This is a genomic window from Amycolatopsis sp. NPDC102522 (assembly GCF_055584485.1).
In genome coordinates this window covers 1-25,989 of sequence record NZ_JBVJLY010000007.1, presented here as the reverse complement: position 1 = coordinate 25,989, position 25,989 = coordinate 1, and the positions used below count along the sequence as shown (strand labels likewise).

General features: G+C 69.2%; 29 protein-coding genes. 15 read left to right on the top strand and 14 right to left on the bottom strand.

What is annotated here, in order from left to right; all coding sequences use genetic code 11:
- Positions 1 to 4 precede the first annotated feature (4 nt).
- The gene (locus ACZ6YV_RS18460) at positions 5 to 421 is read left to right on the top strand and encodes a GNAT family N-acetyltransferase (protein WP_465510750.1); all 417 of its coding nucleotides are present in this window, start codon (positions 5 to 7) and stop codon (positions 419 to 421) included.
- Positions 421 to 1,074 (top strand): DUF6885 family protein, encoded by a 654-nt coding sequence (locus ACZ6YV_RS18455; RefSeq protein WP_465511019.1) that lies wholly within the window; start codon positions 421 to 423, stop codon positions 1,072 to 1,074. The genes ACZ6YV_RS18460 and ACZ6YV_RS18455 overlap by 1 nt, the downstream gene beginning before the upstream one ends.
- Here ACZ6YV_RS18455 and ACZ6YV_RS18450 read toward each other — a convergent pair.
- The 3 genes from ACZ6YV_RS18450 to ACZ6YV_RS18440 form a co-directional block, all read right to left on the bottom strand.
- On the bottom strand, positions 1,049 to 2,488 hold the full coding sequence (locus ACZ6YV_RS18450) for an APC family permease (RefSeq protein WP_465511018.1): 1,440 nt from the start codon (positions 2,486 to 2,488) through the stop codon (positions 1,049 to 1,051). The genes ACZ6YV_RS18455 and ACZ6YV_RS18450 overlap by 26 nt on opposite strands.
- Positions 2,489 to 2,843: 355 nt before the next feature.
- Positions 2,844 to 3,506, bottom strand: a complete 663-nt coding sequence (locus ACZ6YV_RS18445; RefSeq protein ID WP_465510749.1) for a response regulator — start codon at positions 3,504 to 3,506, stop codon at positions 2,844 to 2,846.
- A complete protein-coding gene (locus ACZ6YV_RS18440) occupies positions 3,503 to 4,702 on the bottom strand; it encodes a sensor histidine kinase (protein ID WP_465510748.1) in 1,200 nt (399 codons plus the stop codon). The genes ACZ6YV_RS18445 and ACZ6YV_RS18440 overlap by 4 nt, the downstream gene beginning before the upstream one ends.
- A gap of 110 nt (positions 4,703 to 4,812) precedes the next feature.
- Here ACZ6YV_RS18440 and ACZ6YV_RS18435 point away from each other — a divergent pair, with 110 nt between their 5' ends.
- A complete protein-coding gene (locus ACZ6YV_RS18435) occupies positions 4,813 to 5,400 on the top strand; it encodes a hypothetical protein (protein ID WP_465510747.1) in 588 nt (195 codons plus the stop codon).
- A complete protein-coding gene (locus tag ACZ6YV_RS18430; protein ID WP_378237636.1) occupies positions 5,397 to 5,606 on the top strand; it encodes a hypothetical protein in 210 nt (69 codons plus the stop codon). The genes ACZ6YV_RS18435 and ACZ6YV_RS18430 overlap by 4 nt, the downstream gene beginning before the upstream one ends.
- On the opposite strand, the gene ACZ6YV_RS18425 is transcribed toward ACZ6YV_RS18430, so the two are convergent.
- Positions 5,598 to 6,830: a hypothetical protein gene (locus ACZ6YV_RS18425; RefSeq protein ID WP_465510746.1), complete on the bottom strand. Its 1,233-nt coding sequence runs from the start codon at positions 6,828 to 6,830 to the stop codon at positions 5,598 to 5,600. The genes ACZ6YV_RS18430 and ACZ6YV_RS18425 overlap by 9 nt on opposite strands.
- Entirely contained in the window at positions 6,827 to 7,627 is an 801-nt protein-coding gene (locus tag ACZ6YV_RS18420) for a class I SAM-dependent methyltransferase (RefSeq protein WP_465510745.1), read from the bottom strand. Before ACZ6YV_RS18420 ends, ACZ6YV_RS18425 begins: the two co-directional genes overlap by 4 nt.
- 63 nt (positions 7,628 to 7,690) lie before the next feature.
- On the opposite strand from ACZ6YV_RS18420, the gene ACZ6YV_RS18415 reads away from it, so the two are divergent.
- Positions 7,691 to 8,068, top strand: a complete 378-nt coding sequence (locus tag ACZ6YV_RS18415) for a hypothetical protein (RefSeq protein ID WP_465510744.1) — start codon at positions 7,691 to 7,693, stop codon at positions 8,066 to 8,068.
- 45 nt (positions 8,069 to 8,113) lie between these two features.
- A complete protein-coding gene (locus ACZ6YV_RS18410; protein WP_465510743.1) occupies positions 8,114 to 9,313 on the top strand; it encodes a hypothetical protein in 1,200 nt (399 codons plus the stop codon).
- A gap of 154 nt (positions 9,314 to 9,467) precedes the next feature.
- Here ACZ6YV_RS18410 and ACZ6YV_RS18405 read toward each other — a convergent pair whose 3' ends face one another.
- The 3 genes from ACZ6YV_RS18405 to ppgK form a co-directional block, all read right to left on the bottom strand.
- Positions 9,468 to 9,986 carry a pyridoxamine 5'-phosphate oxidase family protein gene (locus tag ACZ6YV_RS18405; protein ID WP_465510742.1) on the bottom strand — a complete coding sequence of 173 codons (519 nt, stop codon included), beginning with the start codon at positions 9,984 to 9,986 and terminating at the stop codon, positions 9,468 to 9,470.
- 94 nt (positions 9,987 to 10,080) lie between these two features.
- A complete protein-coding gene (locus tag ACZ6YV_RS18400) occupies positions 10,081 to 11,481 on the bottom strand; it encodes an RNA polymerase sigma factor (protein WP_101606600.1) in 1,401 nt (466 codons plus the stop codon).
- 246 nt (positions 11,482 to 11,727) lie between these two features.
- The gene (gene ppgK, locus ACZ6YV_RS18395; protein ID WP_465511017.1) at positions 11,728 to 12,489 is read right to left on the bottom strand and encodes a polyphosphate--glucose phosphotransferase; all 762 of its coding nucleotides are present in this window, start codon (positions 12,487 to 12,489) and stop codon (positions 11,728 to 11,730) included.
- 67 nt (positions 12,490 to 12,556) lie between these two features.
- On the opposite strand from ppgK, the gene ACZ6YV_RS18390 reads away from it, so the two are divergent.
- Positions 12,557 to 13,375: an inositol monophosphatase family protein gene (locus tag ACZ6YV_RS18390; RefSeq protein ID WP_465510741.1), complete on the top strand. Its 819-nt coding sequence runs from the start codon at positions 12,557 to 12,559 to the stop codon at positions 13,373 to 13,375.
- Between the two features lie 15 nt (positions 13,376 to 13,390).
- On the opposite strand, the gene cei is transcribed toward ACZ6YV_RS18390, so the two are convergent.
- Positions 13,391 to 14,074 (bottom strand): envelope integrity protein Cei, encoded by a 684-nt coding sequence (gene cei, locus ACZ6YV_RS18385; protein WP_378237643.1) that lies wholly within the window; start codon positions 14,072 to 14,074, stop codon positions 13,391 to 13,393.
- Between the two features lie 453 nt (positions 14,075 to 14,527).
- Here cei and ACZ6YV_RS18380 point away from each other — a divergent pair, with 453 nt between their 5' ends.
- Positions 14,528 to 14,836, top strand: a complete 309-nt coding sequence (locus tag ACZ6YV_RS18380; RefSeq protein WP_005164528.1) for a DUF4193 domain-containing protein — start codon at positions 14,528 to 14,530, stop codon at positions 14,834 to 14,836.
- A 92-nt stretch (positions 14,837 to 14,928) separates the two neighbouring features.
- On the opposite strand, the gene ACZ6YV_RS18375 is transcribed toward ACZ6YV_RS18380, so the two are convergent.
- Complete coding sequence (locus tag ACZ6YV_RS18375) at positions 14,929 to 15,423, bottom strand: DUF3093 domain-containing protein (protein WP_465510740.1); 495 nt, start codon at positions 15,421 to 15,423, stop codon at positions 14,929 to 14,931.
- A gap of 24 nt (positions 15,424 to 15,447) precedes the next feature.
- Between ACZ6YV_RS18375 and dut the strand changes: the two genes are divergently transcribed.
- Together dut and ACZ6YV_RS18365 are read left to right on the top strand one after the other, a co-directional pair.
- Entirely contained in the window at positions 15,448 to 15,930 is a 483-nt protein-coding gene (gene dut / locus ACZ6YV_RS18370; RefSeq protein ID WP_378237646.1) for a dUTP diphosphatase, read from the top strand.
- Positions 15,930 to 16,577, top strand: coding sequence for a DUF3710 domain-containing protein (locus tag ACZ6YV_RS18365; protein WP_465510739.1), 648 nt, complete (start codon positions 15,930 to 15,932; stop codon positions 16,575 to 16,577). Before dut ends, ACZ6YV_RS18365 begins: the two co-directional genes overlap by 1 nt.
- A gap of 82 nt (positions 16,578 to 16,659) precedes the next feature.
- Here ACZ6YV_RS18365 and ACZ6YV_RS18360 read toward each other — a convergent pair whose 3' ends face one another.
- Positions 16,660 to 17,373 (bottom strand): alpha/beta fold hydrolase, encoded by a 714-nt coding sequence (locus tag ACZ6YV_RS18360; protein ID WP_465510738.1) that lies wholly within the window; start codon positions 17,371 to 17,373, stop codon positions 16,660 to 16,662.
- Positions 17,374 to 17,476: 103 nt separating this feature from the next.
- Between ACZ6YV_RS18360 and ACZ6YV_RS18355 the strand changes: the two genes are divergently transcribed.
- Positions 17,477 to 17,857: an OB-fold nucleic acid binding domain-containing protein gene (locus tag ACZ6YV_RS18355; protein WP_020637383.1), complete on the top strand. Its 381-nt coding sequence runs from the start codon at positions 17,477 to 17,479 to the stop codon at positions 17,855 to 17,857.
- 9 nt (positions 17,858 to 17,866) lie between these two features.
- Positions 17,867 to 18,607 (top strand): DUF3159 domain-containing protein, encoded by a 741-nt coding sequence (locus ACZ6YV_RS18350; RefSeq protein WP_465510737.1) that lies wholly within the window; start codon positions 17,867 to 17,869, stop codon positions 18,605 to 18,607.
- 12 nt (positions 18,608 to 18,619) lie between these two features.
- Here the strand turns inward: ACZ6YV_RS18350 and ACZ6YV_RS18345 are convergent, their stop codons facing one another.
- Both ACZ6YV_RS18345 and ACZ6YV_RS18340 read right to left on the bottom strand, forming a co-directional pair.
- A complete protein-coding gene (locus ACZ6YV_RS18345; protein WP_007033567.1) occupies positions 18,620 to 19,276 on the bottom strand; it encodes a potassium channel family protein in 657 nt (218 codons plus the stop codon).
- Complete coding sequence (locus ACZ6YV_RS18340) at positions 19,276 to 19,941, bottom strand: potassium channel family protein (protein ID WP_465510736.1); 666 nt, start codon at positions 19,939 to 19,941, stop codon at positions 19,276 to 19,278. The genes ACZ6YV_RS18345 and ACZ6YV_RS18340 overlap by 1 nt, the downstream gene beginning before the upstream one ends.
- Before the next feature lie 152 nt (positions 19,942 to 20,093).
- Between ACZ6YV_RS18340 and ACZ6YV_RS18335 the strand changes: the two genes are divergently transcribed.
- From ACZ6YV_RS18335 to ACZ6YV_RS18325, 3 genes are all read left to right on the top strand, one after another.
- Entirely contained in the window at positions 20,094 to 22,127 is a 2,034-nt protein-coding gene (locus ACZ6YV_RS18335) for an APC family permease (protein ID WP_465510735.1), read from the top strand.
- Positions 22,124 to 23,329, top strand: a complete 1,206-nt coding sequence (locus tag ACZ6YV_RS18330) for a class I SAM-dependent RNA methyltransferase (RefSeq protein ID WP_465510734.1) — start codon at positions 22,124 to 22,126, stop codon at positions 23,327 to 23,329. Before ACZ6YV_RS18335 ends, ACZ6YV_RS18330 begins: the two co-directional genes overlap by 4 nt.
- Before the next feature lie 317 nt (positions 23,330 to 23,646).
- On the top strand, positions 23,647 to 23,991 hold the full coding sequence (locus ACZ6YV_RS18325; RefSeq protein ID WP_465510733.1) for a hypothetical protein: 345 nt from the start codon (positions 23,647 to 23,649) through the stop codon (positions 23,989 to 23,991).
- Positions 23,992 to 24,329: 338 nt separating this feature from the next.
- Here the strand turns inward: ACZ6YV_RS18325 and ACZ6YV_RS18320 are convergent, their stop codons facing one another.
- Entirely contained in the window at positions 24,330 to 25,589 is a 1,260-nt protein-coding gene (locus tag ACZ6YV_RS18320; RefSeq protein WP_465510732.1) for an HNH endonuclease signature motif containing protein, read from the bottom strand.
- Positions 25,590 to 25,989 lie beyond the last annotated feature (400 nt).

The following is a 25,989-nucleotide window of genomic DNA, read 5'->3' as shown; positions in this document are numbered from 1 at the left end:
ACACGTGGCCGAGATCCGGCGGGCCAAGACCGTCGAAGAGGTCGTCGCCGCCCAGCACCTGTTCGACGGGCCCGCGGAACGGACGGCGTCCGAAAAGTTCCTCGCGGGGGAGGAGAACCACCTCCTGATCGCCTACGAAGACGGCGAACCCGCGGGGATGATCACCGGCACCGAGGTGACGCATCCGGACAAGGGCACCGAGATGTTCCTCAACGAACTCGACGTCAGCCCGGACTACCAGCGGCGCGGGATCGGCCGCGACCTGGTCGACGCGCTGGCCGGGATCGCGCGGGAGCGCGGCTGCCGCGGGATGTGGGTCGGGGTCGAAACGGACAACGAGGCCGCGCTGGCGACCTACGCTTCGGCCGGGGCGGCGAACGAAGGGCCGTTCGTCATGCAGTCGTGGACGTTCGAAGACTGATGTCCTCCGGAATCGACGGCGACCGGACGGGTCTGTCCGGTCGCCGCTGGCTGCCCGGGGGCGAGCACCTCGTCGCCGTCGCGCGGGCCGAACTCCCGCAGAAGGACGGGCTCGCCGGGCCGTTCACGGCGCTGGCGGCCCTGCGCGCGGCGGGGTTCGACGTCGCCGGCCAGGACGACGTCGCGGTTTTGTCGGGAACCACGATGGAGGGCCTGTCGCGGGCGATCAACACGCTGTCTGGCGGACGGCTCGTGGCGGTGCCCGCCCTCGGTGACCGGTCACCGCAGTCGGTGTTCATGCTCCTGGCCGCGCTGTGGCCACTGCCTCGGGTCGCGGTGATCGCGGAGGTCGACCCGGCCGAGTTCGGCGCGCACGACACGCCCGAGCGGGCGCTGCTCGACTACCTCGATACCGGTATCCCACCCCTGTGGTCGTCCCGCTGGCGACCGGCCGAGGCGCATTTCGTGCTGACGGCCGGGATGCGGATCGGCACCGAGGGAACTCTGGTGTCCATTATGGATGGTCGGCACGGGTTGCACGACCAGCCGGTGGAATGGCTGGCCGCGGCGCTGAAGCGGATGCTGGTCGTGGTGGACGACGGCGACACCGGTGCCGCCGTCGCCGCGATCACGACGGCCGGTCTGTGGAGCTGAGGTCGTCCTTGGCGAAGCGGGAATGCTTGCGCCCGTAGAAGACGTAGATCAACAGACCGAGCACCAGCCACGCGGCGAACCGCAGCCAGGTCATCACGTCCAGGTTGAGCATCAGGTAGAAGCACGCCAGCGCCGCCACGATCGGCAGGTAGGGCGAGAACGGCACGGTGAACGGGCGATCCAGGTCCGGACGGCGCTTCCGCAGCGCGGGGACCGCCAGCGCGACGATGATCATCGCCGACAGCGCGCCGATGCTGACCATGTCGGCGAGTTCGGAGATCGGGACCAGCGCGGCCAGCACCGCGATCAGCACGGCACCGGCGATGGTCATCCGGTGCGGGGTGCCCCAGCGCGGATGCGCGGTGCCGAACTTCTTCGGCAGCAGGCCGTCGCGGCCCATCGCGTACCCGATCCGGCCGATCGTCACCAGTTCCACCATCATCACCGACGTCAGCCCGGTGACCGCGCCGAGCGAGATCAGCGCACCCACCCAGTGCTGCCCGACCCGGTCGAAGGCGTCGGCGAGCGGGGCGCCCGTGTCGATCTCGGCGAACGGCACCATCCCGGTCAGCACCAGCGAGACCCCGATGTAGAGCAGCGCGCAGACCCCGAGCGCGCCGAGGATGCCGACCCGCAGATCGCGTTTGGGGTTCACGGTCTCCTCGCCGAGGTTGGCGAGCGCCTCGAAACCGGTGTAGGCGAAGAAAACGACCGCGGCGGCCGTCACCATCCCGGCGATACCGTAGACGGACTGTTCGAGCCCGAGCGCGGCTTGCACGATCGGCTGATGCAGAGTCCCGGCCGCCTCGGTCGGTGGCTGGGCGGCCGGGATGAAGGGCGTGAGATTCTCGCCGCGGATGTAGAACACGCCGACCGCGAGGATCAGGACGCACACCGCGACCTTCACCAGCACGAGCAGATTCGTCACCCGCGCCGACTCCTTGATCCCGATGACGGCGATCACGGTCAGCACGGCGATGATCGCGACCGCGCCTATGTTCACCTTCGCGTCTTCGCCGAACCACTCGGGGGAGAGCCCCATCAGATTCGCGAGATAGCCGGACCAGCCGCGCGACACGACGGCCGCGCCGAGGGCGAACTCGAGCAGCAGGTCCCAGCCGATGATCCAGGCGAAAGTCTCGCCGAGAGTGGCGAAAGCGTAGGTGTAGGCGCTTCCCGCCGTCGGCACGCTGGAGGCGAGTTCGGCGTAACAGAGGGCGGCCATCCCGGCCACGACGGCGCCGAGCACGAACGACAACGTGACCGACGGGCCCGCGTGGGACTTCGCTTCGACACCCGCGAGGGTGAAGATCCCGGTGCCGATGATGATGCCGACCCCGAACCCGACCAGGTCGCGCGCTTTGAGGCGGCGTTTCAGCTCACCCGAGTCCTGCCGTTTCAGGACCTCGTCCACGTCCAGAGTTCGCCGCATGAAGGCTCACGCTAGAAGATCGCCGCCTACCTCGCAGATCGGTGGGAGTTCCACGCTCCAGGGCTGGGTGGGCCGGGGTGGTCGTGAGTGGTGAGTGTCGGCCTAACGCGACTTACCACTCACGACCCACTCAACCGACGCCTCACCGGTCACACCACCACTCCGGTCACACCACCACTCCAGCCGCCGAGCAGCACCGCCGGGAGGTACGGCCCGGGGTGGTCGTGAGTGGCGATTCGGTTCAGAGCCAAGGATGTCTTAGGTACCCGCCTGCGATCAACCACAGCCAGAATCCGGTAGATACCGACCACCTGTACCGAACGCTTCACGCGACCTTTCAGTCTTCCAGCACGACGCCGTTCTCCTGCGCCAGGATCGCCGCCTGCACCCGCGACCGCAGCTCCAGTTTCGTCAGCACCCGCGAGACGTGCGTCTTCACCGTGGTCTCGCCGATGTGCAGCCGCGTGCCGATCTGCGCGTTGGACAGGCCGCCGCCCAGGCACGCCAGCACTTCGCGCTCCCGTTCGGTCAGGTCGTCGAGCCCGTCGGGGACGAGGGAAGGTTCGCGGGTCCCCGCGGCGAACGCGGCGATCAGCTTCCGCGTGACCTGCGGCGCGAGCACTCCTTCGCCCGCCGCGACCAGCTTCACCGCTTCGATCAGCCGTGACGCCTCCACCGACTTCAGCAGGAACCCGGCCGCGCCCGCCCGCAGCGCGGCGTGGACGTACTCGTCGAGGTCGAAGGTGGTCAGCACGAGGACCTCGCACAGGCCCTCCGCGATCAGTTCCCGCGTGGCCGCGATGCCGTCGACGCCGGGCATCCGGACGTCCATGAGCACGACGTCCGGCTTCAGCGCCTTCGCCTGGCGGACGGCGGTGGCGCCGTCGGCCGCCTCGCCGACCACCTCGATGCCCTCGGCGTTGCCGAGGATCATCATCAACCCGGCGCGGATCGCGCCGTGGTCGTCGGCGACCAGCACTTTGATGTTCTCGTCGCTCAAGACCCCTCCAGAGGCAGTTCGGCGCGGACCAGCCAGCCACCGCCGGACGGACCGGCGGCGAGAGTGCCGCCCACCGCGGCGGCGCGTTCCCGCATGTTCAGCAGGCCGAGTCCGGTCCCGCCGTCGTCACCCGAGCCGGAGCCGGGACGAAGATCGTTGCGCACTTCGACGGTGAGTATGCCTCCGTCGGAACGGATGTCGAGGACGGCCCGGCCCCCAGCGGCGTGTTTCGCCGCGTTGGTGAGCGCCTCCTGCGCGATCCGGTACGCGGTCAGGTCGACGGCGGCGGGCAGGTGCCGGGACTGGTCCGGTACGGAACCGAGCTCGACCTCCAGCCCGCTCGCCCGCGCCGATTCGACCAGTTTGGACAGTTCGGCCAGCCGGGCGGGCGCGGTCGGCTCGATCTCGGCGTCCCCTGTGGAGGGATCCGCGCGCAGCAGCCCGATCATCGCGCGCATCTCGTCCAGCGCGCTCACACTGTTCTCCCGCACCGATTCCAGGACCTTCCTGGACAGTGCCGGGTCGGCGATGGCCATCGACAGCGCGGCCTCGGACTGGATCGCGATCGCCGAAAGATGCCCGGCGATGACGTCGTGCAGATCCCGCGCCATCTTCGACCGTTCGCCCGCCACGGCGACGTTGCGGTCCAGCTCGCCGATCGTGGCCAGCTGCGCCGCGTTCGCCCGTTCGCTGTCGGCGATGTCCCGCTGCTGTCGCACGTTGGCCGCCCACCACACCGGGGTGACCAGGAACGGCAGGAGGGCGAACGCGGCCAGGATCGCCGTGCGCCACTGCGCGGAGAAGATGAGCGCCAGGCAGACCACCGCGATGGTCCCGATCGCGGCGACGCCGATCATCAGCCTGCTGGTGCGCCGCGAGCCGTAGAGCGTCGTCGCGTACAGGAAGTCGGTGAAGACGAGGAGGATCGGAAGCGAGGGACCGACGGCGATGTCCACGGCGAGCACGGCCAGCGCGCAGATCAGCGCCAGCGGGATCCTGCGGCGCAGCATCCCGAGCGCGCACATCGCGGTCAGTTCGCTCAGCCGGATCCACAGCGGCGTTTCGTCGGGGCCCGCCAGCAGCACCTGCACCCCGCTCACGTACACCAGCACACCGAGGACCCACGTGCCGAGGACGATGAAGAGGTCCTGTTTCCATTCGGCGAGGTGGTTCAGGCGCGGGACGAACGTGGGCACCGCCCCATCCCAGCACACCCTGACGCGCGGCGGGGTCCTACTAACTGATGACGGTGGTGTCGATCCCTACGCCGACGCGGGCGGCCGGTGTGTTCGGAGAGGCTTGTCCCGTGAACAAGATCTGGGACTTCATCGCGGACAACCCCATGGCGGCCGTGGTCGCCGGAGGGGAGATCGGCTTCTGGGTCGCCATCGTCGCCGGCCTGGTGGCCCGCTACCTGCTCAAGCTGAAGCGGACCAGCGTCGCACTGCTGCTCCTGACCCCGGTGATCGACCTGGTCGTGCTGGTCGCGACGGTCATCGACCTGCGCAACGGCGCCACGGCGAACTTCGTGCACGGCCTCGCCGCGGTGTACCTGGGCTTCAGCGTGGTGTTCGGCCACTCGATGATCAAGTGGGCGGACGTGCGTTTCGCCCACCGGTTCGCGGGCGGGCCGCCGCCGGCGCCCAAGCCGAGGGGCCGGGCGAAGCTGCGCGCCGAATGGCGTGACTGGTTCAAATGCGTGCTGGCCTGCGGGCTCGCCTCGGGCGTGCTGCTCCTGCTGATCTTCATGGTCGGCGACACCGAGCAGGTCGCGCCGCTGTGGGACTGGCTGCCGAGGATGGGGGTCGTGACGGCCATCTGGTTCGCCACCGGACCGCTGTGGCAGGAGCTCTCCAAGAACGACGACCGGGTTTCGGAAGGGGCGCGACGATGATCGAACTGCTGGGGATCCTCCTGGTGGTGCAGGGCGGGGGCGGCCTGATCAACCGGCTGCTGGGCAGCACCGAACCGAGCTGGTTCGTGCAACTCCACCTGCTCCCGCCGGGGATGCACGTGGTGGCGAGCGCGCTGATGGTGGCCGCCGGCGTCGGGCTGCTGTTCGCCGAACGCGCCCGCAAGCAACGCCGCCGCTCAGAGTGACACGAGCACCTGCAGGACCCCGAGGACGATGGTGACGACCGTCAGCACGACGGTCACCACGGTGAGCCGCGTGACCCGCGCGCTCACCGTGTTCTCGTAGGAGTACCGGGTCTCCTCGTCCATCGCCTCGGCCTGGCGGTCGAGCTGGGCGATGATCCGCTCCACGCCCATGCTGGTGACCAGGCGCCGCTCCAGTGAGTCGATCTCGGGCGGGAGCACCGAATGCAGCATTTCGAGGATGTCGTCGAGCGAGCCCCGGAGCAGCCGGGTGCGGCTCGGCGACTTCTTCTTGTCCCGCAGCGCCCGCATTTCCCGCTGAGCGGTGCGCAGCCACTGGTCGGCCAGCGCCATCCGGATCAGGACCCGTTCGAGGATGAAGAGCATCCCGTGGTCGAGCCCGCCGACGTCGCTGTCGATGCCGAAGTACGGTTCGGCCGCGCCGAACGGGCCGCGCATCAGCTCGTCCTGATGCTCGACGTAGTCGGAATCCTTGCTGTTGAGGCAGACGATCCCGCCCGCCATCGTGTAGGCGGCGACGAACGAGCGGGTGCCCCATGACGGGCCGAGCGCCTCCCTGGCGACCTCGCGGGGCACGAACCGCCAGCCCTCGTCGCTGGTCGCCAGCCCGTAGAACGGCCGGGGATCGGCGGCGACCCGCTGGGCGGGCGGATGTCCGTCGTGGGACCGCAGTTCGACGCACCAGCCCTTGCGGCCGAGCCCTTCGGTCAGGCCGCAGCCCTTGGTCAGGTCCTCGAAGATGTGGGTGACGGCTTTGAGGAGCGAGGGGAAGGACTTCTCGCCGTAGCCGCCGTGCAGGCCGTTCGCCCCGTTCACCGTTTCGCGGCCCTGAAGGCTCTGCAGGACGGCGATGGCGAGATCGAATTCGGCGGCAGGCCCGTCCGCCGCCGTCCCGGTGATCGTGGTGGCGAGGACCAGCGTCATCGCGTGATAGGCCGGATGCCAGGTGACGACGAGTTCGCACGGCAGGCTGGCCGCGCCGACGCGGATCGACAGCCGGGAGCCGCCGGTGCGTTTGCGCAGCGCCCGGCGTCGCGGCGGGGTCGTGTAGCTGGCGAGGAAGTTCTCCGCGGCTGCCCACTCGTCGCCGAGTTTCCCGTCGAGGTGGGCCAGCAGGCCGCGATCCCGGCCGCCGTCCAGCACCTTCCCCGCCTCCTGTTCGGACAGCGGGACCGCCCAGGCGAAGGTGAGGAGCGCCGCTGTCATGCGTGTTCGCGGCGCAGCAGGGTGATCAGGTCCCGGCCGAGGTGGCGGCGCAGCGGTCCGGAGGCGTTGACCAGTTCGTCGCGGTCGATGTGCTCGTCGGCGGGACCGAGATCGTCGAGGACGTGGTAGGTCCACTCCCAGTCGGTGCGCCAGCCCGCTTCGGTGGCTTCGGCGGCGACCTCCGCGGGGTCGAGGTAGCGGACCGGGAGCGCCGGGCCGCTGCCGTCACGCAACGCCTTGTCGAACTCTTCGCGCGACACGCGGCGGGAGCGGACCTCGTCGCCGGCTTCGACGCTGTCGAGGCTGAACGCGCCCCGCCCGACCGGCGACCGGCTGTAGGCCAGCACCAGGGTGCCGCCGGGTGCGGTGATCCCGGCCAGCCGCCGCAGGATCGGCGCGACGTCCGGCGTCGGCACGTGCTGGATGACGTGGCTGCACACCACGAGGTCGTACGGGCCGCCGTCCAGTTCGGTGATCGGCGAGACGGCGAAGGAGAACTCGGTGTCCTCGACGACGGTCTCGCGGGCCTTCGCCAGCCTGTCCGGGTCGGGATCGGCGGCGGTGACGTCGGCGGAGAACCGGGCGAGCCAGGGGAGGAGGCGGCCTTCCCCGCAGCCGGCGTCGAGCGCCTTGACCTCTTCGCGGCGGCCGAGGCTCGCGGTGAGGTGTCCGGCGACCTTCCCGAGCGCGCGGTCCTCGCTGGCGGTCCAGTAGCCGTCGTAGGGCTCGTGCCGTCGGATGAACATCCCGGTGACGTGGTCGCCGGTGTCCGGGTAGCGATAGCTCTCGGTCAGCACAGCCGCGAATATAGCCCGGATTCGCGGCTTCTCCGGTGCTCCGCTCGGGGGTTACCCTGAGCCGTGGCCATCGGGCCTGTCGCGCTGTACACCGCTGTCGCCGTGGCGCCGTCGGTGCTTTTCTGGTGCGCGCTGAAAGTGCCCGTCGTCCTGCGCCGGTGGCGCGTCCGGCGCGAACCGGAAGTCCCGGCCGGGCCGCCCATCGAGAAGCTCGCCGCCGACCTCCGCCGGGTGCATCGGCTGCTGGCGGAGCTTCCTTCCGGGGCTTCCGCCGTCCGCCGGTACGGCACCAGGCAGGCGTACGACGCGCTGCTCGTCCAGGCCTGCCGGGAGGTCGAAGTCGAGCACCGGCTGGGCGAACTGCCGGAGGGCTTCGACCGCGGCATCGAACGGCTGCGCGTCGAGGAATCGTTGGCCGAGCGCGGGGTTTCCGTGTCCTGAAGCGGTTTGTATCGAAAGTATGCGCGCGGCCGGGAGGCTCGCGGCATGAAGAGGCTGGGACTGCTCGCTTCACTTCTGCTGGTGTTCTCGCTCATCCCCGGGGTCGCCTCCGCCGCGGCCGCCTTCCCCCGGATGGACGCGGCCACGGTCGACGGCTTCCGCTGGACGTCCGGGACGACCTTCGACTCTTACGGCACGCGGATCGCCGCGCTGGAGAAGCAACTCCCGGCGCGGGGCCTGCCGGAGATCCTGTCGTCGGCGAACCGGAAGGCGCGGCCGCTGTGCCACGGCACGTACCTCGCGGCAGAGCTGAAACCGGCGGGATTCTGCTGGGAAGACGCCGGAGACGACAAGACCAACGACTGGATCCCCCAAGGACTGACCGGTTCCGGCGACGCCGACGCGGCGACCGGGAAGGTCGGCGGCAAACGGGTCGTGGCGACGTCCTGGCACACCCCCGGCGACACCATGGTCCGGCTGTCCTTTGTGGACGCCACCGGGCTGGGATATCGGCACGTGCTGCTCGTCGAACCGACGTCGAACGACAACTTCGCCGTCGTGCAGGGCCACGGGCACGGGATGACCTGGATCGGGAACCGGTTGTTCGTCGCGACCACCGGGGGACTGGTGCGGGTCTTCGACACCACCCACTTCTGGAAGGTCGACGACAGCTCCGGCGTCGTCGGGAAGGGCCCGGACGGCAAGTACCACGCGGCGTTCTACGACTACGCGATGCCGCAGATCGGCGCGTACTGGTATCCCGGCGGCGGCACCTGCACCAACGCGCCCGGACCGCGGCCCTGTCTCTCGACGATGTCCTTCGACCACGGTGACAGCTCGATCGTGACCTCCGAACACCTGTCCAACGCGGCCGGGAGCCGGGTGCTGCGGTGGCCGTTCGACCGCGCGACCGGCCTGCCGAAGACCTCGGCCGACGGCACCGTACACGCGAAGGAAGGATTCGTGTCGCCGGTGTGGGGCATGCAGGGAACGGTGGCGCGCAACGGGTACTTCCTGATGACCGGGGTGTGTCCCGAGTACGCCGGAGTGCCGGGCGACCATCCGTCGTGCCTGCACGGCGGGGTCGGCGGCACTTCGACGTCGCGGCTGAGCGGCAAGGCGCCGGTGAACTCGCAGAACCTGTCGTACTGGCCGGCGACAGGGGAGCTGTGGCTGATGAACGAGCAGCTCCGGGAACGGGTGACCGTGCACGTGCCGTGGACGGCACTGACCGGCCGCGCGTGATCAGAGCCGGAACTCGCGTGATCAGAGCCGGAACTCGCGTGATTAGAGCCGGAACTCGCGTGACTGGCTGCCGCACCCCCGAGTTCGCCCTCCAATCACGTGAGTTCCGTTTCCAAACACGCGAGTCCCGTCTCTGATCACGCGAGTCACGGGTTCAGGAGGTGAAGTCCCAGCGGGTGGCGCCGTGCGGTTCGGCGCTCGCCACGCCGATGGCGCGCCGCAGGGTGAGGCGGTACAGATGCCAGGGCGGCGGCCCCGCGCTGGGCGCGCTGAACGGGGCCGTGAGCGCGTCGCCCGCCACCGAAGCGGGCCAGCCGCCGGTCCGATAGACCGCCGCCACCCGCTCCAGCGTCGCCGGGTCGGTGACCCGATGCGCCTCGCCCTCCAGTGTGAGGTCGATACCCCGCAGGCGCACCGAAACGGCGCACGCCGGGTTCACGGCCAGGTTGCGGGATCGGCGGGTGCCCGGCCCGCCCTTGAAGTAGAGGGCGTCGTCCACCCAGACCGCTCCGACCCCCGCCGAGTGCGGCCGGCCGTCGGGCCGCACTGTCGTCACGAAGAAGGTCAGATCGGCGGTGGGAGTGTCCTCGGCGAGGATGTCGCGCGGGCGGCTCCACGGCAGTTCCGCGGAGCCGTAGCGGTCGAGGTTCTCGGTCGCGTGAGGGTTCGTCATACCCATGCGTCGAACGGGCGGGCCGCGAATCGACACCGGACGCGAAAAACCCCGCCACCGAAAAACGGTGACGGGGTCTTCCGTGAGCCTGGGATCAGTCCAGGTAGTCGCGCAGCACCTGCGAACGCGACGGGTGACGCAGCTTCGACATCGTCTTCGACTCGATCTGCCGGATGCGCTCACGGGTCACCCCGTACACCTGGCCGATCTCGTCGAGCGTGCGCGGCTGGCCGTCGGTGAGGCCGAACCGCAGCCGCACCACCCCCGCCTCACGCTCGGACAGCGTCTGCAGCACCGACTGGAGCTGGTCCTGCAGCAGCGTGAACGACACCGCGTCGACCGCGACGACGGCCTCGGAGTCCTCGATGAAGTCACCGAGCTGCGAGTCGCCCTCGTCGCCGATGGTCTGGTCGAGCGAGATCGGCTCGCGGGCGTACTGCTGGATCTCGAGGACCTTCTCCGGGGAGATGTCCATTTCCTTCGCGAGCTCTTCGGGAGTGGGCTCGCGGCCGAGGTCCTGCAACAGCTCACGCTGTATACGGCCGAGCTTGTTGATGACCTCGACCATGTGCACCGGGATACGGATGGTGCGGGCCTGGTCGGCCATCGCGCGGGTGATCGCCTGACGGATCCACCAGGTGGCGTACGTGGAGAACTTGTAGCCCTTGGTGTAGTCGAACTTCTCGACCGCGCGGATCAGACCGAGGTTGCCTTCCTGGATCAGGTCCAGGAACGCCATGCCACGGCCCGTGTAGCGCTTGGCCAGCGAGACCACGAGCCGGAGGTTCGCCTCCAGGAGGTGGTTCTTCGCCCGCTCACCGTCACGCACGATCCACTTGAGGTCGCGCCGCATCTGGGTGACGAGTTTCTCGCCCTCCTCCTCGGCGTTGCGGACGCGCTCGGCGGCGTAGAGCCCGGCCTCGATGCGCTTGGCGAGCTCCACCTCCTCCTCGGCGTTCAGCAGGGCGACCTTGCCGATCTGCTTGAGGTAAGCGCGGACCGAGTCGGCCGAAGCGGTGAGCTCGGCGTCCTTGCGGGCCTGGCGCAGCGCCTCGGACTCTTCCTCGTCCCAGACGAAGTCCGGGTTGTCGGAGGTCTTTCCGGCGTTCTTGTCGGTCGAAGTGCGGCGCCCGCGAGGGGGCGTCTCTTCGACGTCCTCCTCGGACTCCGCGTCCTCTTCCGTCTCCTCGGTGACCGTCGCGTCGACGACGTCGACCTCGACCTCTTCGAGGTCCGACAGATCCGGGGTTTCGAGGTCGGCTTCGTCGAGCTCGCCCGGACCGTCTTCCGGTTCGCCGTCTTCGGTCTTGGCACCCTTGGTGGTGGGTTTCTTGGCCGGAGCCTTCTTCGCCGGGGCCTTCTTCGCGCCTGCCGCCTTGGCGGCGGTCTTGCGCGCAGCGGGCTTCGCCTCGCCGGTGGCTGCCTCGTCGGCCGGCTCGCCGGTTGCGGTCGCTGTCTTCGTCCCGCTTCGGGTTGCGGTTCTTGCGGCTGCCACTTACGCCCTTTCGCAGCGGTCGAACATGACGAGCCGAGGCGTGATGGTCTCGGCTGCCTCAAACTTCGGGGAACATCCCTCGGCCTGCGGTTTCCCTCGTTCTCGTGGGTGCCGCCGCCGTGGGCCGTGTTCCATTGTAACGACGATACGTGACAGCGTCGCGGCGTGGACCACCAACCGGCGGGCGCGACACGCCGTCCGACCCGCCGAAGTGACATCCATGGCGCGGATGTCAGCACGGTCGAGTCAGTGCTCGATGCCCTCGGCCGCGGCCGCCGCCGCGCCGACGATGCCCGCGTTGTTCTGCAAGGAAGCGACGATCACCGGGGTGCGGATGTCCAGCAGTGGCACCCACTTGTGCGACTTCTTGCTGACCCCGCCGCCGACGATGAACAGATCCGGCCAGATCAGGTTTTCCAGCACGGAGAGATACCTGTTCACCCGTTCCGCCCATTCGGGATACGACAGTTCCTCGGTGTCCTTCACCGACGCCGCGGCCTTCTTCTCCGCGTCGAAGCCGTCGACCTCGATGTGGCCGAACTCCGTGTTGGGCACGAGCTTGCCGTCCTGGAAGACCGCGCTGCCGATGCCGGTGCCGAAGGTCAGCAGCGCCGTCACGCCGCGCCGCGCGATCGGGTCGCCCCAGCGGATCTCGGCCATTCCGGCCGCGTCCGCGTCGTTGAGCATCGCGACGTCGTCCACGCCGCGGCCGAGCCGCTTGGCGAACAGGGCGTCGGCGTCGGTGCCGATCCACTTGCGGTCGATGTTGGCCGCGGTGTGCGCGACGCCCTTCTTGACCACCGCGGGCAGCGTGACACCCACTGGGCCGTCCCAGTCCGCCTGAGCGGTGATCTCCGCGACGACGTCCGCCACCGCCTCGGGCGTCGACGGCTTCGGCGTGTCGATGCGGATCCGGTCGCCGATCAGCTGCCCTTCCGCCAAGTCGACCAGCGCGCCCTTGATCCCGCTGCCGCCGATGTCGATACCGAAACCTCGGGTCGCCTCCACCACGGACGTGGTCCCTTCTCGCACGATTCAGAAGCCTGCCTCGGAGACTTTAACCGGATGTGGTGACATGGCGGACGTGGGAGTTGACGAGACGTTGCTGAAGGGTGTCGCCGAGCGTGTCGCGGGCGAGGCCGCCGAACTGGTCCACGAGGCCTGGACCGGGATGAACGCGGGCCGCGAGGTGCGGGTGGACACCAAATCCGCAGACACCGACGTGGTGACCGCGGTGGACCACGAGTCGGAACGGCTGGTGCGTGCCCGGCTCGCCGAACTGCGCCCGGACGACGCCGTGCTCGGCGAGGAGGGCGGCGGGACCGCCGGCGACGGGGTGACCTGGGTGGTCGACCCGATCGACGGGACGGTGAACTTCCTCTACGGGCTGCCGTGGTTCGCCGTGTCGGTGGCCGCGCAGGTCGGCGGGGTGTCGGTGGCGGGCGCCGTCGTCGAACCGGTCAGCGGGCGCCGCTGGACCGCCGCGCGCGGGCAGGGCGCGTTCCTCGACGGGCGGCCGCTGTCGGTCAACGCCCCTTCTCGGCTGGATTTGACGCTCGTCGGCACCGGGTTCGCCTACAAGGTCGAACGGCGGGCGAAGCAGGCCGGGTTCGTCGCCGGACTGGCGACCAGGGTGCGGGACATCCGGCGCAACGGCGCCGCCTCGCTCGACCTGTGCGCGGTCGCGGCGGGCTGGCTGGACGCCTACGTCGAACACGGCCTCGGGCAGTGGGACTGGGCCGCCGGGGCGCTCATCGCCGCCGAGGCGGGGGCCCTGGTGTCGCTGCCGGGGGAGGACACCAAGCTGGGACCGGACGCGACGTTCGCCGCGGCGGCGTCGATCGCGGCCCCGTTGCGTCAGGCGCTGATCGACTCGGGTGCGGGCTCGATCTGAGGCAGGGAAGGAAGGTCAGCAGGGGGTTTCGCGGGCGGCCTTCAGCAGCGCCTGGTCGATGACCGGGGCACCGCCGCCCGCGGACTGTTCGCCGCCGCCGCTGCCCTGCTGCGCCTTCGACCACTGCGTGAGCTGGTCGAGGACCTTGCGGGCCTCCGTCTTCGGGCGGATGTCGCCGAGCAGGGTGCCGGTGGTGAGCGTGACCGACGCGTCCTTGCGGTTGTCCTTGACCAGTTCGGCGCACGGGATCACCAGGCTGAGCGTGCGGGCCGCGGCCGCACCGTTCTCGCCGAAGCGGATCTGGCCGCGGCACTTGGCTTCGGCGTCTTTGTAGGCCGGGTCGCTGGCGGGCTCGAGGATCTTGGAGAAGCCCAGTTCCCGGAGCGTGTTGGTGGCGATGCCGCCCTGGCCGCGGACCTGCGAGCCGTTGAGCACCTGGACGGCGACCTTGTCCGGCGGTACCGGCGCGCGGTCGTCGAGCCCGTTGTGCGCCAGTGAGGTGTAGGTGACGCCCTGCTGCGGGAGGGGCGGTGGATCACACCGGACCCTGGCGTCGACGTCCGCGCCGCCCGCCACGACGTTCACCCAGACGATGACCGCGCCGAGCGCCAGCACCCCGATCACGATGAGCGCGGGCAGCGGCTTGTGCTTGCGATACGGCCTCGCCCCGCGGTCCCCGATGCCGTTCCCCGACGCCACCTGCCAGTCCCTTCCCCAAAGCCCGGATCCCCGGACGGTGCTTTATCTCACCATCGTGTCCGATCAGCCTATGCGTTGCGGCGGAGGTGATCGGCGCGGGCCTCCGGATAGCACCACGTTATGGCCACTCCGGGCAAGCGGCCGGGCCCATGGGGTGAGGTACCCGACGCGGGGGCAACCCATTCGGACGACGAACGTCTTGAAGGACAGGTTCCCCCTGTTGGGTGACGTAATCACAGCAATGTCTGACTCGTTGCAGAGCCGGTATCGGCGTGAGCTACCCTTCGCGGGCTCAGGCGACAGTAAGAGGCACAAAAGAGAGACCTCGCTCACTGCCCGGCCGGGCACAAACAGGGGCGCTGGGACGTTAACCAGCGGCACGAAGGACTCACGAGCCGCGCGCTCGCGAGTCCGGGCCATCTGACATCGAAGCATCGCAGGGGTGAGGGACTAATGGCGACCGACTACGACGCTCCGCGCCGCAGCGAAGCCGACGAGCTGGCCGAAGACTCGTTGGAAGAGCTGAAGGCACGGCGTAACGAAAACCAGTCCGGCGTCGTGGACGTCGACGAGGACGCGACCGCCGAAAACTTCGAACTGCCGGGCGCGGACCTCTCCGGACTTTCCGGTGAGGACCTGACCGTGAAGGTCGTGCCCAAGCAGGCCGACGAGTTCACCTGCTCCGTCTGCTTCCTGGTGCATCACCGCAGCAGGCTGGCGGAGGAGAGTGGCGGACGGCTCATCTGCCGCGACTGCGCCTGAGCCTACGGGCACAGGGGACGGCGCGACAGGGGTTTCGGGGTTCTAAACAGGAATAAGGGGGTCGGCCATCGGGCCGGCCCCCTTTCCCGTGCTCAGGATTTCGAAGCGGGCTGCCGGAGCAGCGCGGCCACCTTCTCCGGATGCCGGGTGCTGAACAGCCAGTAGGGCGTCGGGTCTTCGGGGTCGGTGAGCCAGACCCGCACCACCGGGCCGACCCAGCCCCGGTGCAGCACGAAGGCGGCCGGATCGGCGTCGCGGCCGAGCGCCTTGCGCTTCGCTTCCTTGTCGATGACCTCGACGTCACCGACGAACTTCACCGGAATGTGCGCGTCGCGCAGCCACAGTTCCGGCTCGGCCCCTCCGGTCACCTTCACCTTCGACCGGCCCAGCGAGACCATCAGCGCGATCACCGCGGGGATCAGCACCACGTACGGCAGCCAGCCGCGGAGCCCGGGATAACCCATGTCGATCTCCGCCGACAGCAGCCCGCCGCCCAGCAGCGGCAAGGGCCAGCCCCACCACGGGACGTAGAGCCGCTCTGAATGCTTGACGGCGTCGCCTTCGGCCGCGTTCACGCTTTCACCCACGCGTTCAGGGTAGTCTCGCCGCCCGTGTCCACCGTTCAGGTACTGCTTTCCCGGATCGATCCTTCGGTCCCCCTCCCCGCCTACGCGCGCCCCGGCGACGCGGGCGCCGACCTCGTCACCACTTCGGATCTCGTCCTCGCGCCCGGCGAGCGCGGCGTGGTCGGGACGGGCGTCGCGATCGCCCTCCCACCCGGGTACGCGGGCTTCGTCCACCCGCGCTCCGGCCTCGCCGCCCGCGTCGGCCTCTCGGTCGTCAACACCCCGGGCACGATCGACTCCGGGTACCGCGGTGAGATCCGCGTCTGCCTGATCAACCATGATCTCTCCGGGAAGGTCGTGCTCACCCGCGGCGACCGGATCGCGCAGCTGGTCGTGCAACGGGTCGAGGAAGCCGAGTTCGTCGAGGTCGCCGAACTCGAGTCGTCCGAGCGCGGCGAGGGAGGGTATGGCTCCACGGGCGGACACGCCACACTGGGAGCCGGAGCCAGGGAAGGAACGGAGAACTAGTGGGGATTTTCGGACGCAAGCGCGAGGCCAAGCCGAGCGGACGGCACGCCGCGCCCGAGGTCGAGGAGCGCCCCGGCGGCGACGCCGAGGAGATCGAGCCGCAGCTGTCGGAGACCGCCGACGGCCCCTTCGACCTCGCCGACGCCCCCGAGGACGGCATCCCGCGGATCGACCTCGGCTCGGTGAAGGTGCCGGTACCCGACGGTTCCCAGGTCCAGGTCGAGATGGACCCGGAGACCGGCGGCGTCCGCGCGGTACACGTCGTCACCGAACAGGGCCAGATCACCGTCAGCGGCTACGCGGCACCCCGATCCGGCGGCCTGTGGAAGGACGTCAGCACCGAGCTCACCGAGCAGCTCCGGGCCGACGGCGCCAAGGTCTCCGTCGGCATGGGGGAGTGGGGACTGGAACTGTCCGCGATCGTCGGCGACGTCGCACTGCGGTTCGTCGGCGTCGACGGCCCGCGCTGGATGCTCCGCGGCGTCATCGCCGGGCCGCAGTCACAGGCCTCGCAGGCACCCGCGGTACTGCGGGAGATCGTGCGGCACACCATCGTCGACCGCGGAGACGCGCCGATGCCGGTCCGCACCCCGCTGACCATCACCCTGCCCGACGCGGTCGCTCAACACATCGCCGAGCAGAGCTAGTCTGTCGCGCGCTGGGCGCCCTTGGGGAGATCGTTTGGTCGAGGCAGCGTGGGGGCCGGTGCGTGTGGTGTCGTGTCTGGGGTTAGTGGGATCGGGCTTCTAGCCAGGCTTGGATGGTGGCGTGGCCTAGGGATTCTCTGTCGGTGCCGAGGGCGGTGAGGGTTGACTCGCCGACTTCGGCGCGCGGTAGGGCGTCCGCCCACGCGCGGGCGACCTCCGCCGGGTGGATCGGGTCGTCCACACAGGTGCCGATCCCGGCGGGCACGTCGAGGCCCTTGAGCTCTTCGAGTGCCGGGGCGGGATGGGACGCGGCCGTGCGCAGGCTCGCCGCCAGTCCGTCGCCGTGCCGCCGCCACGCGCGGCCGAGTTCCGTGGCGAGCCAGTCCGGGACGCCGTCCGACGACTTCGCCAGCGCGCCGTCGACCCCGTTTTCGGCCACCAGATCCGCTGACAGCCGCGCGGCGAGCGACGCGGGTGCTCGCCCGGCCGGACCGTTCCAGGCCGGGAGCGCGGCCAGCAGGCCGGTGCAGCGGCCTGGATTGCGGACCGCCCACTCCGCCGAGAGATGCGCGCCGAACGAGATGCCGCCGACGAGCAGCGGGCCGTGCTCGCCGGACAGCCTGTCCAACTCCGCGAGATAGCCGTCCGCGAGACGGTCCCCCGCCGGCGGTGGGGGCGCGAGCAACCGGATGCCGAGTGCCCGCAGCGGGCCCGAGAACACGCTGCGCACGAACACTTCGTCGGACCCGGTGCCGGGGAGCACTACGGCCGTCGTAGGCGGAATAGCGGAGGTCACGTTGCGATCTTCTCCCAAACAGGTTGTCCTGGTCCGAGCACAGTTACGCTGGATTACGCACGGGCCGTTCAAGTCGGGGGCCCCGGAGCACAGGAGCACCGTTATGCCCGCCAAAGACGGCGGCTACTTCAGCCGGTTGGTTCGCAAGCTGACCAGCGACGTCGAGGATCTCGACGCCGACGACCTGTCCGAAAAATCCGAGGCCGGCGGGGCGCAGCGCGCCTGCGACTGCCGGTCGGGCGAAGAGGTGACGGTGCTCGGCAGACTCCGCAGCGTGGAGCTCTGCCCGACCAACGAAGCGGCGACACTGCAGGCCGAGCTGTTCGACGGCACCCAGGGTGTGACGCTAATCTGGCTCGGACGCCGCCGGATCCCCGGAATCGAACCCGGGCGAACCATCAAGGTGCGCGGCCGGATGGCCGAACGTGATGGTCAGAAGGTGCTTTACAACCCTTATTACGAACTTCAGAGCCCTGTGAGTTGATCCCGTATCGTGACTGAACCAGCCGGCGGCGAGCAGAAGAAGACCGGGGAACCGGACGAGGGCGACAAGCCTCAGCCCACCCTGCTGGAACAGATGGGTGGGCTGTCGGGACTGTTCTATTCCTCGCTGCCGGTCATCGTGTTCGTCATCGCGAACGCCATCTTCGGCCTGACGGTCGGCATCTGGGCCGCGGTGGGCAGCGCGGTGGCGATCACCGTGCTGCGGGTCGTGCGCAAGGAGCCGCTGCAGCCCGCCATCTCCGGGTTCTTCGGCGTGGCGATCGCGGCGTTCATCGCCTACCGGACCGGTTCGGCCAAGGGCTTCTTCCTGTTCGGCATCTGGACGAGCCTGGTCTACTTCGGGGTCTTCGTGCTGTCGATCGTCGTGCGCTGGCCGCTCGCCGGGGTCGTGTGGAACGCGCTCAACGGCGGCGGCCACGCCTGGCGCAAGGACAAGAAGTCGCTGGTCGCCTATTCGATCGCGACCGGCGCCATGGCGCTGATCTTCGGCGCCCGGTTCGTCGTGCAGCGCTGGCTGTACGACGAGGACTACACCGGCTGGCTGGCCTTCGCGAAGATCGCGATGGGGTACCCGCTGTACGCGCTCGGCCTGCTCGCCGTCGTCTGGGCGGTGCGGCGGTCGGACAAGCACCTCAAGGCGCTGGCCGAAGAGGCCCCGGCCGAGGAGACCGACGAAGAGGCCGAGGCGCGCCTGCGCGCGAAGTACGCGCAGGCGCCCGACACGGCCTAGTACCCCTGCTTTCTAGTACCCCAAAGCGGTCCGGATCTCCGGCTCCACGTCCGACGTCGCCACGAACAAGAGCTCGTCACCCGGCTCCAGCGGGTCCTCCGGCTGCGGCACGATCACCCGGTCCCCGCGCAGGATCGTCACCAGCGCCGCGTCGCGCGGCAGGTTGATCTCGCTGACCGCCTTGCCCGCCAGCGGGGTCTCCTCCGGGAGGGTGAGTTCGACGAGGTTCGCCTGGCTCTGCCGGAACGTCATCAGCCGCACCAGATCGCCGACGCTCACCGCCTCCTCGACCATCGCCGCGAGCATCCGCGGGGTCGACACGGCGACATCGACGCCCCAGGCGTCGTTGAACAGCCATTCGTTGGCCGGGTTGTTCACCCGCGCCACCACCCGGCGCACCGCGAACTCGGTCTTCGCCAGCAGCGACACCACGAGGTTCGCCTTGTCGTCGCCGGTCGCGGCGATCACGACGTCGCACTGCTCGATCCCGGACTCCTCCAGGATCGACACCTCGCACGCGTCGCCCAGGACCCAGTCGGCCTGCTCGACGGTGTGCGGCTCGAACTGGTCGGCCTCGCGTTCGATGAGCATCACCTGGTGGCGCCCGTCGATCAGCTCCGCGGCGATCGACCGGCCGACCGCCCCGGCTCCGGCAATCGCGACCCGCATCAGTTCTCCTCTTCCGGTTCGCGAGCGGCGACGCTGGTCACGTCGCTGACGGTGCCTGACTTCGCGGCGACGTACACGACGTCGTCCGCCTGGATCACGGCCTTGATGTCGGGCAGGACGGCGGTGCCGAACCGCATGATGAACGCGACCCGCGCACCGGTGGTGTCCTGCAGGTCGCGCACGCTGTGCCCGACCCAGCCCTCGTGCAGCGGGAGCTGCAGGAGCGCCACACTGCCCGAGGGGTCCCGCCACTCCGAGGCGACGCCGTCGGGCAGCAGGGTGCGCAGGAACCGGTCGGTCGTCCACGGCACGGTCGCCACGGTCGGGATGCCGAGCCGTTCGTAGACCGCCGCGCGCTTGTGGTCGTAGATCCTGGCGACGACCTTGTCGATGCCGAAGTTCTCCCTGGCCACCCGCGCCGAGATGATGTTGGAGTTGTCGCCGCTGGACACCGCCGCGAAAGCACCCGCGCGTTCGATCCCGGCCTCGATCAGCACCTGCCGGTCGAATCCGACGCCGACCACCTGCTGACCGTGGAAGTCACTGCCGAGCCGCCGGAACGCCTGCCTGCTCTTGTCGATGACAGCGACGTCGTGCCCCAACCGCCCCAGCGCCGCGGCCAGGGATGCGCCGACCCGGCCGCATCCCATGATCACCACGTGCACGCCCTGCCTCCTTAGTCTTCGGACGTTCACCCGTCCGCAGGTACCCGGACATACCAGCGCCGAACCTACCGTGGAGGTCGCCCAGTACCTCCACCATCCTCCCCTCCGCCACCCTCAACGGGGACGCTGCGCGTCGCAGCTAGGCTTCTGCGGTGTCGAAGTTCCCGACCGTATTGAAGCGGCTCGTCCTCGGACGTCCATTCCGGAGTGACCGCCTCTCGCATACGCTGCTGCCGAAGCGCATCGCGCTGCCGATTTTCGCGTCCGACGCGTTGTCGAGCGTCGCCTACGCGCCTGAGGAAATCTTTCTGACCCTCAGCGTCGCCGGGCTGTCCGCGTACGCGTTCGCGCCCTGGATCGGGGTCGCCGTCGCGCTCGTCATGCTGGTCGTGGTCGCGTCCTACCGGCAGAACGTGCACGCCTATCCCAGCGGCGGCGGTGACTACGAAGTCGCCAACACCAACCTCGGCGGAAAATTCGGTCTCACCGTGGCCAGCGCGCTGCTGGTCGATTACGTGCTCACCGTGGCTGTCTCGACGTCGTCCGGCGTGGCGAACATCGGTTCCGCCATTCCATGGGTGGCCCAGCACAAGGTGATCACCGCGGTCGTCATCGTGGTCGTCCTGACCGCGCTGAACCTGCGCGGGGTGCGCGAATCGGGCAAAGCGTTCGCGATCCCGACCTACGGATTCATTCTCGGCATTCTCGGCATGGTCGTCTGGGGCCTGATCGAGGCGGTCTCGGGCGCCGACATGCGCGCCGAGAGCGCCGATTTCGGATTGCACGAAGAAGCGTCCCTGACCGGTTTCGCCTTCTTCTTCCTGTTGCTGAGGACGTTCTCCTCCGGCGCCGCCGCGCTGACCGGGGTCGAGGCCATCAGCAACGGCGTCCCGGCGTTCCGGAAGCCGAAGTCGAAGAACGCGGCGACCACACTGCTGATGATGGGCGTGCTCGCGGTCACGATGCTGGTCGGCATCATCACGCTGGCGATCATCACCGAGGTCAAGTTCGCCGAGCATCCGGAGACCCAGCTTTCCGGCACGCCGGCGGGGTACGAGCAGAAGACGATCGTCGCGCAGATCGCGCACGCGGTGTTCGCCGACTTCACCCCGGGCTTCTACTACATCTCCTTCGTCACCGGGATCATCCTGCTGCTGGCCGCGAACACCGCGTTCAACGGCTTCCCGGTGCTCGGCTCGATCCTCGCGCAGGATCGCTACCTGCCGCGCCAGCTGCACACCCGGGGCGACAGGCTGGCCTTCTCCAACGGCATCCTGTTCCTCGCCGCGTTCGCGCTGGTCCTGATCGTCGCGTTCGACGCCGAGGTCACCAAGCTCATCCAGCTCTACATCGTGGGGGTCTTCGTCTCCTTCACGATCAGCCAGGCGGGCATGATCCGGCACTGGAATCGCCTGCTGGCCAGGGAAACCGATCCGACGGTGCGGCGGCGGATGCGGCGCTCGCAGACGGTCAACGCGATCGGTCTCACCATGACCGGCACCGTGCTGGTCATCGTGCTGGTCACGAAGTTCCTGCTCGGCGCCTGGATCGCCATCGCGGCCATGGTGGCGATCTACGCGCTGATGACCGCGATCCGCAAGCACTACGACCGGGTCGCCGAGGAATTGCGCGAGATGGAGCGGAAGCCTGCCGTATTGCCTTCCCGCAACCACGCGATCGTGCTGATTTCGAAACTGCACCTGCCGACCTTGCGCGCGCTTTCCTACGCCAAGGCCGTGCGGCCCGACGTGCTCGAAGCCGTCACCGTGAACGTCGACGACATGGAGACACGCAAACTCGTCCAGGAATGGGACGACCACAATTTCAAGGTGCCGCTGAAGGTGATCGAGTCGCCGTATCGCGAGATCACGAAGCCCGTGCTGGACTACGTGAAGCGCGTCCGCGGCGACAACCCGCGCAACGTGGTGACCGTGTTCATCCCCGAATACGTGGTCGGGCACTGGTGGGAGCAGGTCCTGCACAACCAGAGCGCGTTGCGGCTCAAGGGACGGCTCCTGTTCCAGCCCGGTGTCATGGTGACCAGCGTGCCCTGGCAGCTCGAATCGTCGGAAAAGGCGATCAAACGTGACCGGAAGGCACGTCCGGCGGCAGGCGACGTGCGCCGCGGGTTCTCCCCGGTGGTCAAGCAAACCGAAAAAACGAAGGACAAGGAAAAATCAGAATGAGTGTGGACGCGTCGACCGGTACGTGGCTCGGACGGACGATCGAGCTGGAGGTCGGCGCGGTCGCGCACGGCGGGCACTGTGTCGCGCGGACCGAGGGCAGGGTCGTCTTCGTGCGGCACGCGCTGCCCGGTGAGCGGGTGCTGGCCTCGGTCACCGAGGACAAGGGCGGCTCGTTCTGCCGCGCCGACGCGATCGAGGTCCTGGAGGCGTCCCCGGAACGCGTGGAGGCGCCGTGCGCGCTCGCGGCGCCGGGGGAGTGCGGCGGCTGCGACTGGCAGCACGCCGCGCCGGGATACCAGCGTGAACTCAAGGCCGCGGTGGTCATGGAGCAGCTGAAGAGGCTGGCCGGGATCGACCGCGAGGTCGTCGTCGAGGCGCTCGACGGTGGCCCGCTGGACTGGCGCAGCCGCGTCCGGCTCGTCGCGGGCAAGGACGGCCGCGCGGGTTTCCGGGCGCACCACAGCCACCGCGTTATCCCCATCGACGACTGCCCGATCACCGTCCCGGGCGCGCTCGACGACGTCGTTTCCCGGAAGTGGCGGCCCGGCAGCGAAATCGAGGTCACCAAGGACGGCGAGGGGCAGGTGCACACGCGCGACCTCTCGACGGTCCACGGGAAGACCCGGCCGCGGCAGCTGACGGGAGGTCTCGCCGTGCAGCACGCCGCCGGCCGCGACTGGCGGTTCGACGCCCACGGTTTCTGGCAGGTCCACCCGGCCGCTGCGGACACGCTCGCCGCCGTCGTCGCGGAATGGGCCGAAGCGCCGCGTGACGGCGTCGCGTGGGACCTCTACGCCGGTGTCGGTCTCTTCGCGTCGGTGCTCGCTTCGCAGGTCGGCCCGCGTGGCCGTGTCCTGGCCATCGAATCCGGCCGCCGTGCCGTCAGCGACGGCGAGGAGAACCTGGCCGACCTCCCGCAGGTCCGCTGGCGCTCCGGCCGCGTCGAGCACCTGCTGGCCGATGCCCCGAAACCCGTCGACGTCGTCGTCCTCGACCCGCCGCGCAAGGGTGCGGGCAAGGCCGTCGTCGAGTCTATTGTGGAGGGTTCGCCGGACCGGGTCGTCTACGTGGCCTGCGACCCGGCGGCGCTGGCCAGGGACATCGCCCTGTTCGCGGACCATGGTTACCGTCTGGTGGATTTGCGCGCTTTCGACGCTTTCCCGATGACGCACCACGTCGAATGCGTTGCATTGTTGCAATAACGGTGTCTTTGTAGACCGTCGGACTGGATTGGCTTCGTTCGCCTTGTCCGGGTGCCGGAGTGCTCGCTAACTTGAGTTTCGTGTTCACGGGGCTGCGCGGGTACTTCGGACACTTTTCCTGAGGGCGTGGAATTTCTTTGGCCTTGGTTGTTTCCGAGGTCTATTTCGCGACCCTTGCCGGGCTTTCGACGCGAATGGGTTTCGACTTATGGACTATCTTACTTCAGTATGCGGTGACTGTGACGGAAAAGGCTGTGCCGGTTGCGACGGGCACGGCACGATCACCATCGTGGAGGACTGACCGGGTGCTCCCCTCAATGCTTCCGCCCGGTGTCACGGCGCAGGAGATCAGCTATCGCAACGGCCGGAAACAGATCATCTACACGGCGCCGTACCAATCCGAAGGGCCGGTGCTCGTACGGGACGTGATGGGCAGGCAGGCATGGATGTTCATGTATGCCCATTTCGTCTTCACCTGGGTGGAAGGCGCGGTCCGGGTGCAGGTCAGCCACGGAACACTGAACGGGCCGAAAATGCCGCTGTGGCCGGGTATCAGGATTCCCGCCTACTGGTCGGGGCCCGCGCTGGCCGAGTTCGGGCAGGCGTGGGCGCTGGAGCAGATGACCGGGAGCCGGGGCACGCCGGCCGTCGTTTCCATTTGAGGTTTGCTCACGTGCGGTGACCGGAGGTGCGGGGCGGCCGGGGGGGGGGGGGGGGGGAGTTGGGTGGGTAACTCGTACTAAAACAACTCCCCAACACACCCCAAAGGGGGTGCGCGGGGGGCGGGGGGCCGGGCGGGCGCGCCGGGCAGCTTTATTTTGTGTGTTGGGGCGTGTGGGGGTCGGTGGGGGGGGGGCGGCCGGTGTGGTTGGTGTTTTTTATTATTTAAACCCACCAAACCCCCCCACGACCCGCTTGGCCGGCTGGTTTGCCGGGTGTGGGCATGGCGAGGGGCCCGTCGCCGGTGTGGCTGGCGGGCTCCTCGGCCTGTGGTGGGTGGTTAGGTGACGATGCGGTGGAGCAGGTTGCGTCGTGGATGTCGTAGCGGGTCCAAATATTGCGGTGGGATGAAGTCGGGTATTCCGTCTCCGGCGATCCGGACTTGCCAGTCGTCGTGGTGGATGAGCCGGTGGTGGAAGCCGCAGAGCAGCACCAGATTCCGCAGGTCGGTGGGCCCGCCGTCGGCCCAGTGCTGAATATGGTGGGCGTGACAGTGCTTCGGCGCCCGATGACACCCGGGGAAGGCGCAGCCTCCGTCGCGGATGTTCAACGCGCGGCGTTGGCCGGGGGTGACGAATCGTCTCAGGCGTCCGACGTCGAGGGGTTCACCGGCGGCGTTGAGGACGACGGGGATCACGAGGCAGTCGCAGGCCATCAGGCGTGCTTCGCGGGCGGTGATGGTGCCGACGAAGTCGAGGCACGCGGTCCCGAGCCCGGTTTTCAACGCGTCGAGGGCGACGGTGACGTGCACCATCGTGCGGTAGCCGGTGGTGCCGGGCTGATCCGGGCAGGCGATGGCGAGGTCGAGCAGGTCGGCCCAGGCGTCGCCGTAGCGTTGCGGCATGGTGCGGTGGTCGGTTTGGCCGAAGTCGTCGACCGGGCGCCGGGCGGCGTGGGCGTCCAGTGCGGCGGCGGTGCGGGCCCCGGTCTCGGGGTCGAGTAGCCCGGAGAGTTTCCAGAAGCCGTCTTTGCGGCGTTGCACGAACACCTCGCGCCGCGGCGGATCGGGCTCTGGGTCGTCCTTGGGTTCGTTCCCGTCGGGGTCGAGGTGTGCGAGCAGGTCTGCGCCGGCTTCGGTGATCTCTTTCGGTCCGGCGGCGCGGGCGAGGTTCGCGAGGATCTTCTCCGCGCCGTCGCGCTCGTCGGCGGGCACGTCGGGCGGGATTCTCCGGAGGATGTCCAGGATCGCGTCGATGTGCTGGTCCCCGAGTGCACCGTCCGCGGCCGCGGCGGCTGTCGCGGGCGCGAACACCGTCGCTTCGCCACCGGCCACGGCGACGGGGTTGAGCGCCAGCGCCCGGTCTACCGCGTCCTGTGCGTCGCCCCGGGGAATCCGGGCGACGTCGGCGAACCAGCGGGAGGCGCTGCTGTAGCCGTAGAGGTCTTCCGCGCCCCGTGACTCGACCTCCGCCAGGTAGGTCCCGAGCCCTGCCGTGGCCGCCCGGATCACCTGCAGCAGCTGCGTCACGCCGTGGGCGAGCTCCTGCTTGCCTGCGCGCCACAACTCCTGCGGCAGTTCGGGAATCGTCGTCTCGGGCACGACTCCATAATACCGAAATATGTCGAACAAGTGTTCGTAATTTTAAGCGACGATACCTGCGGCATAATTCACCATCAGAGGGTGAATTGCGGCGCGACAGCCGTAACGCAACGCAATACTCGTGAGTGGCGATTCGTGTTCTAACCCGAATCGCCACTCACGACCACCTCGAGGACACGCGGCCCGCCACCCTGAAGGTCACCTTTGAGACGGTGAGCGTCCCGAGGGTGGCCTTCAGGGCAAGTCATCCTTCTGCCGGTCCGCGATGAAGGGCGGCGGGGGGGGGGGGGGGGGGGGGGGGGGGGGGGGGGGGGGGGGGGGGGGGGGGGGGGGGGGGGGGGGGGGGGAGGGGCGCCCAGACCGCGCGCCCCCGCCGGCCCGGCCGCCCAACGACGGGAAG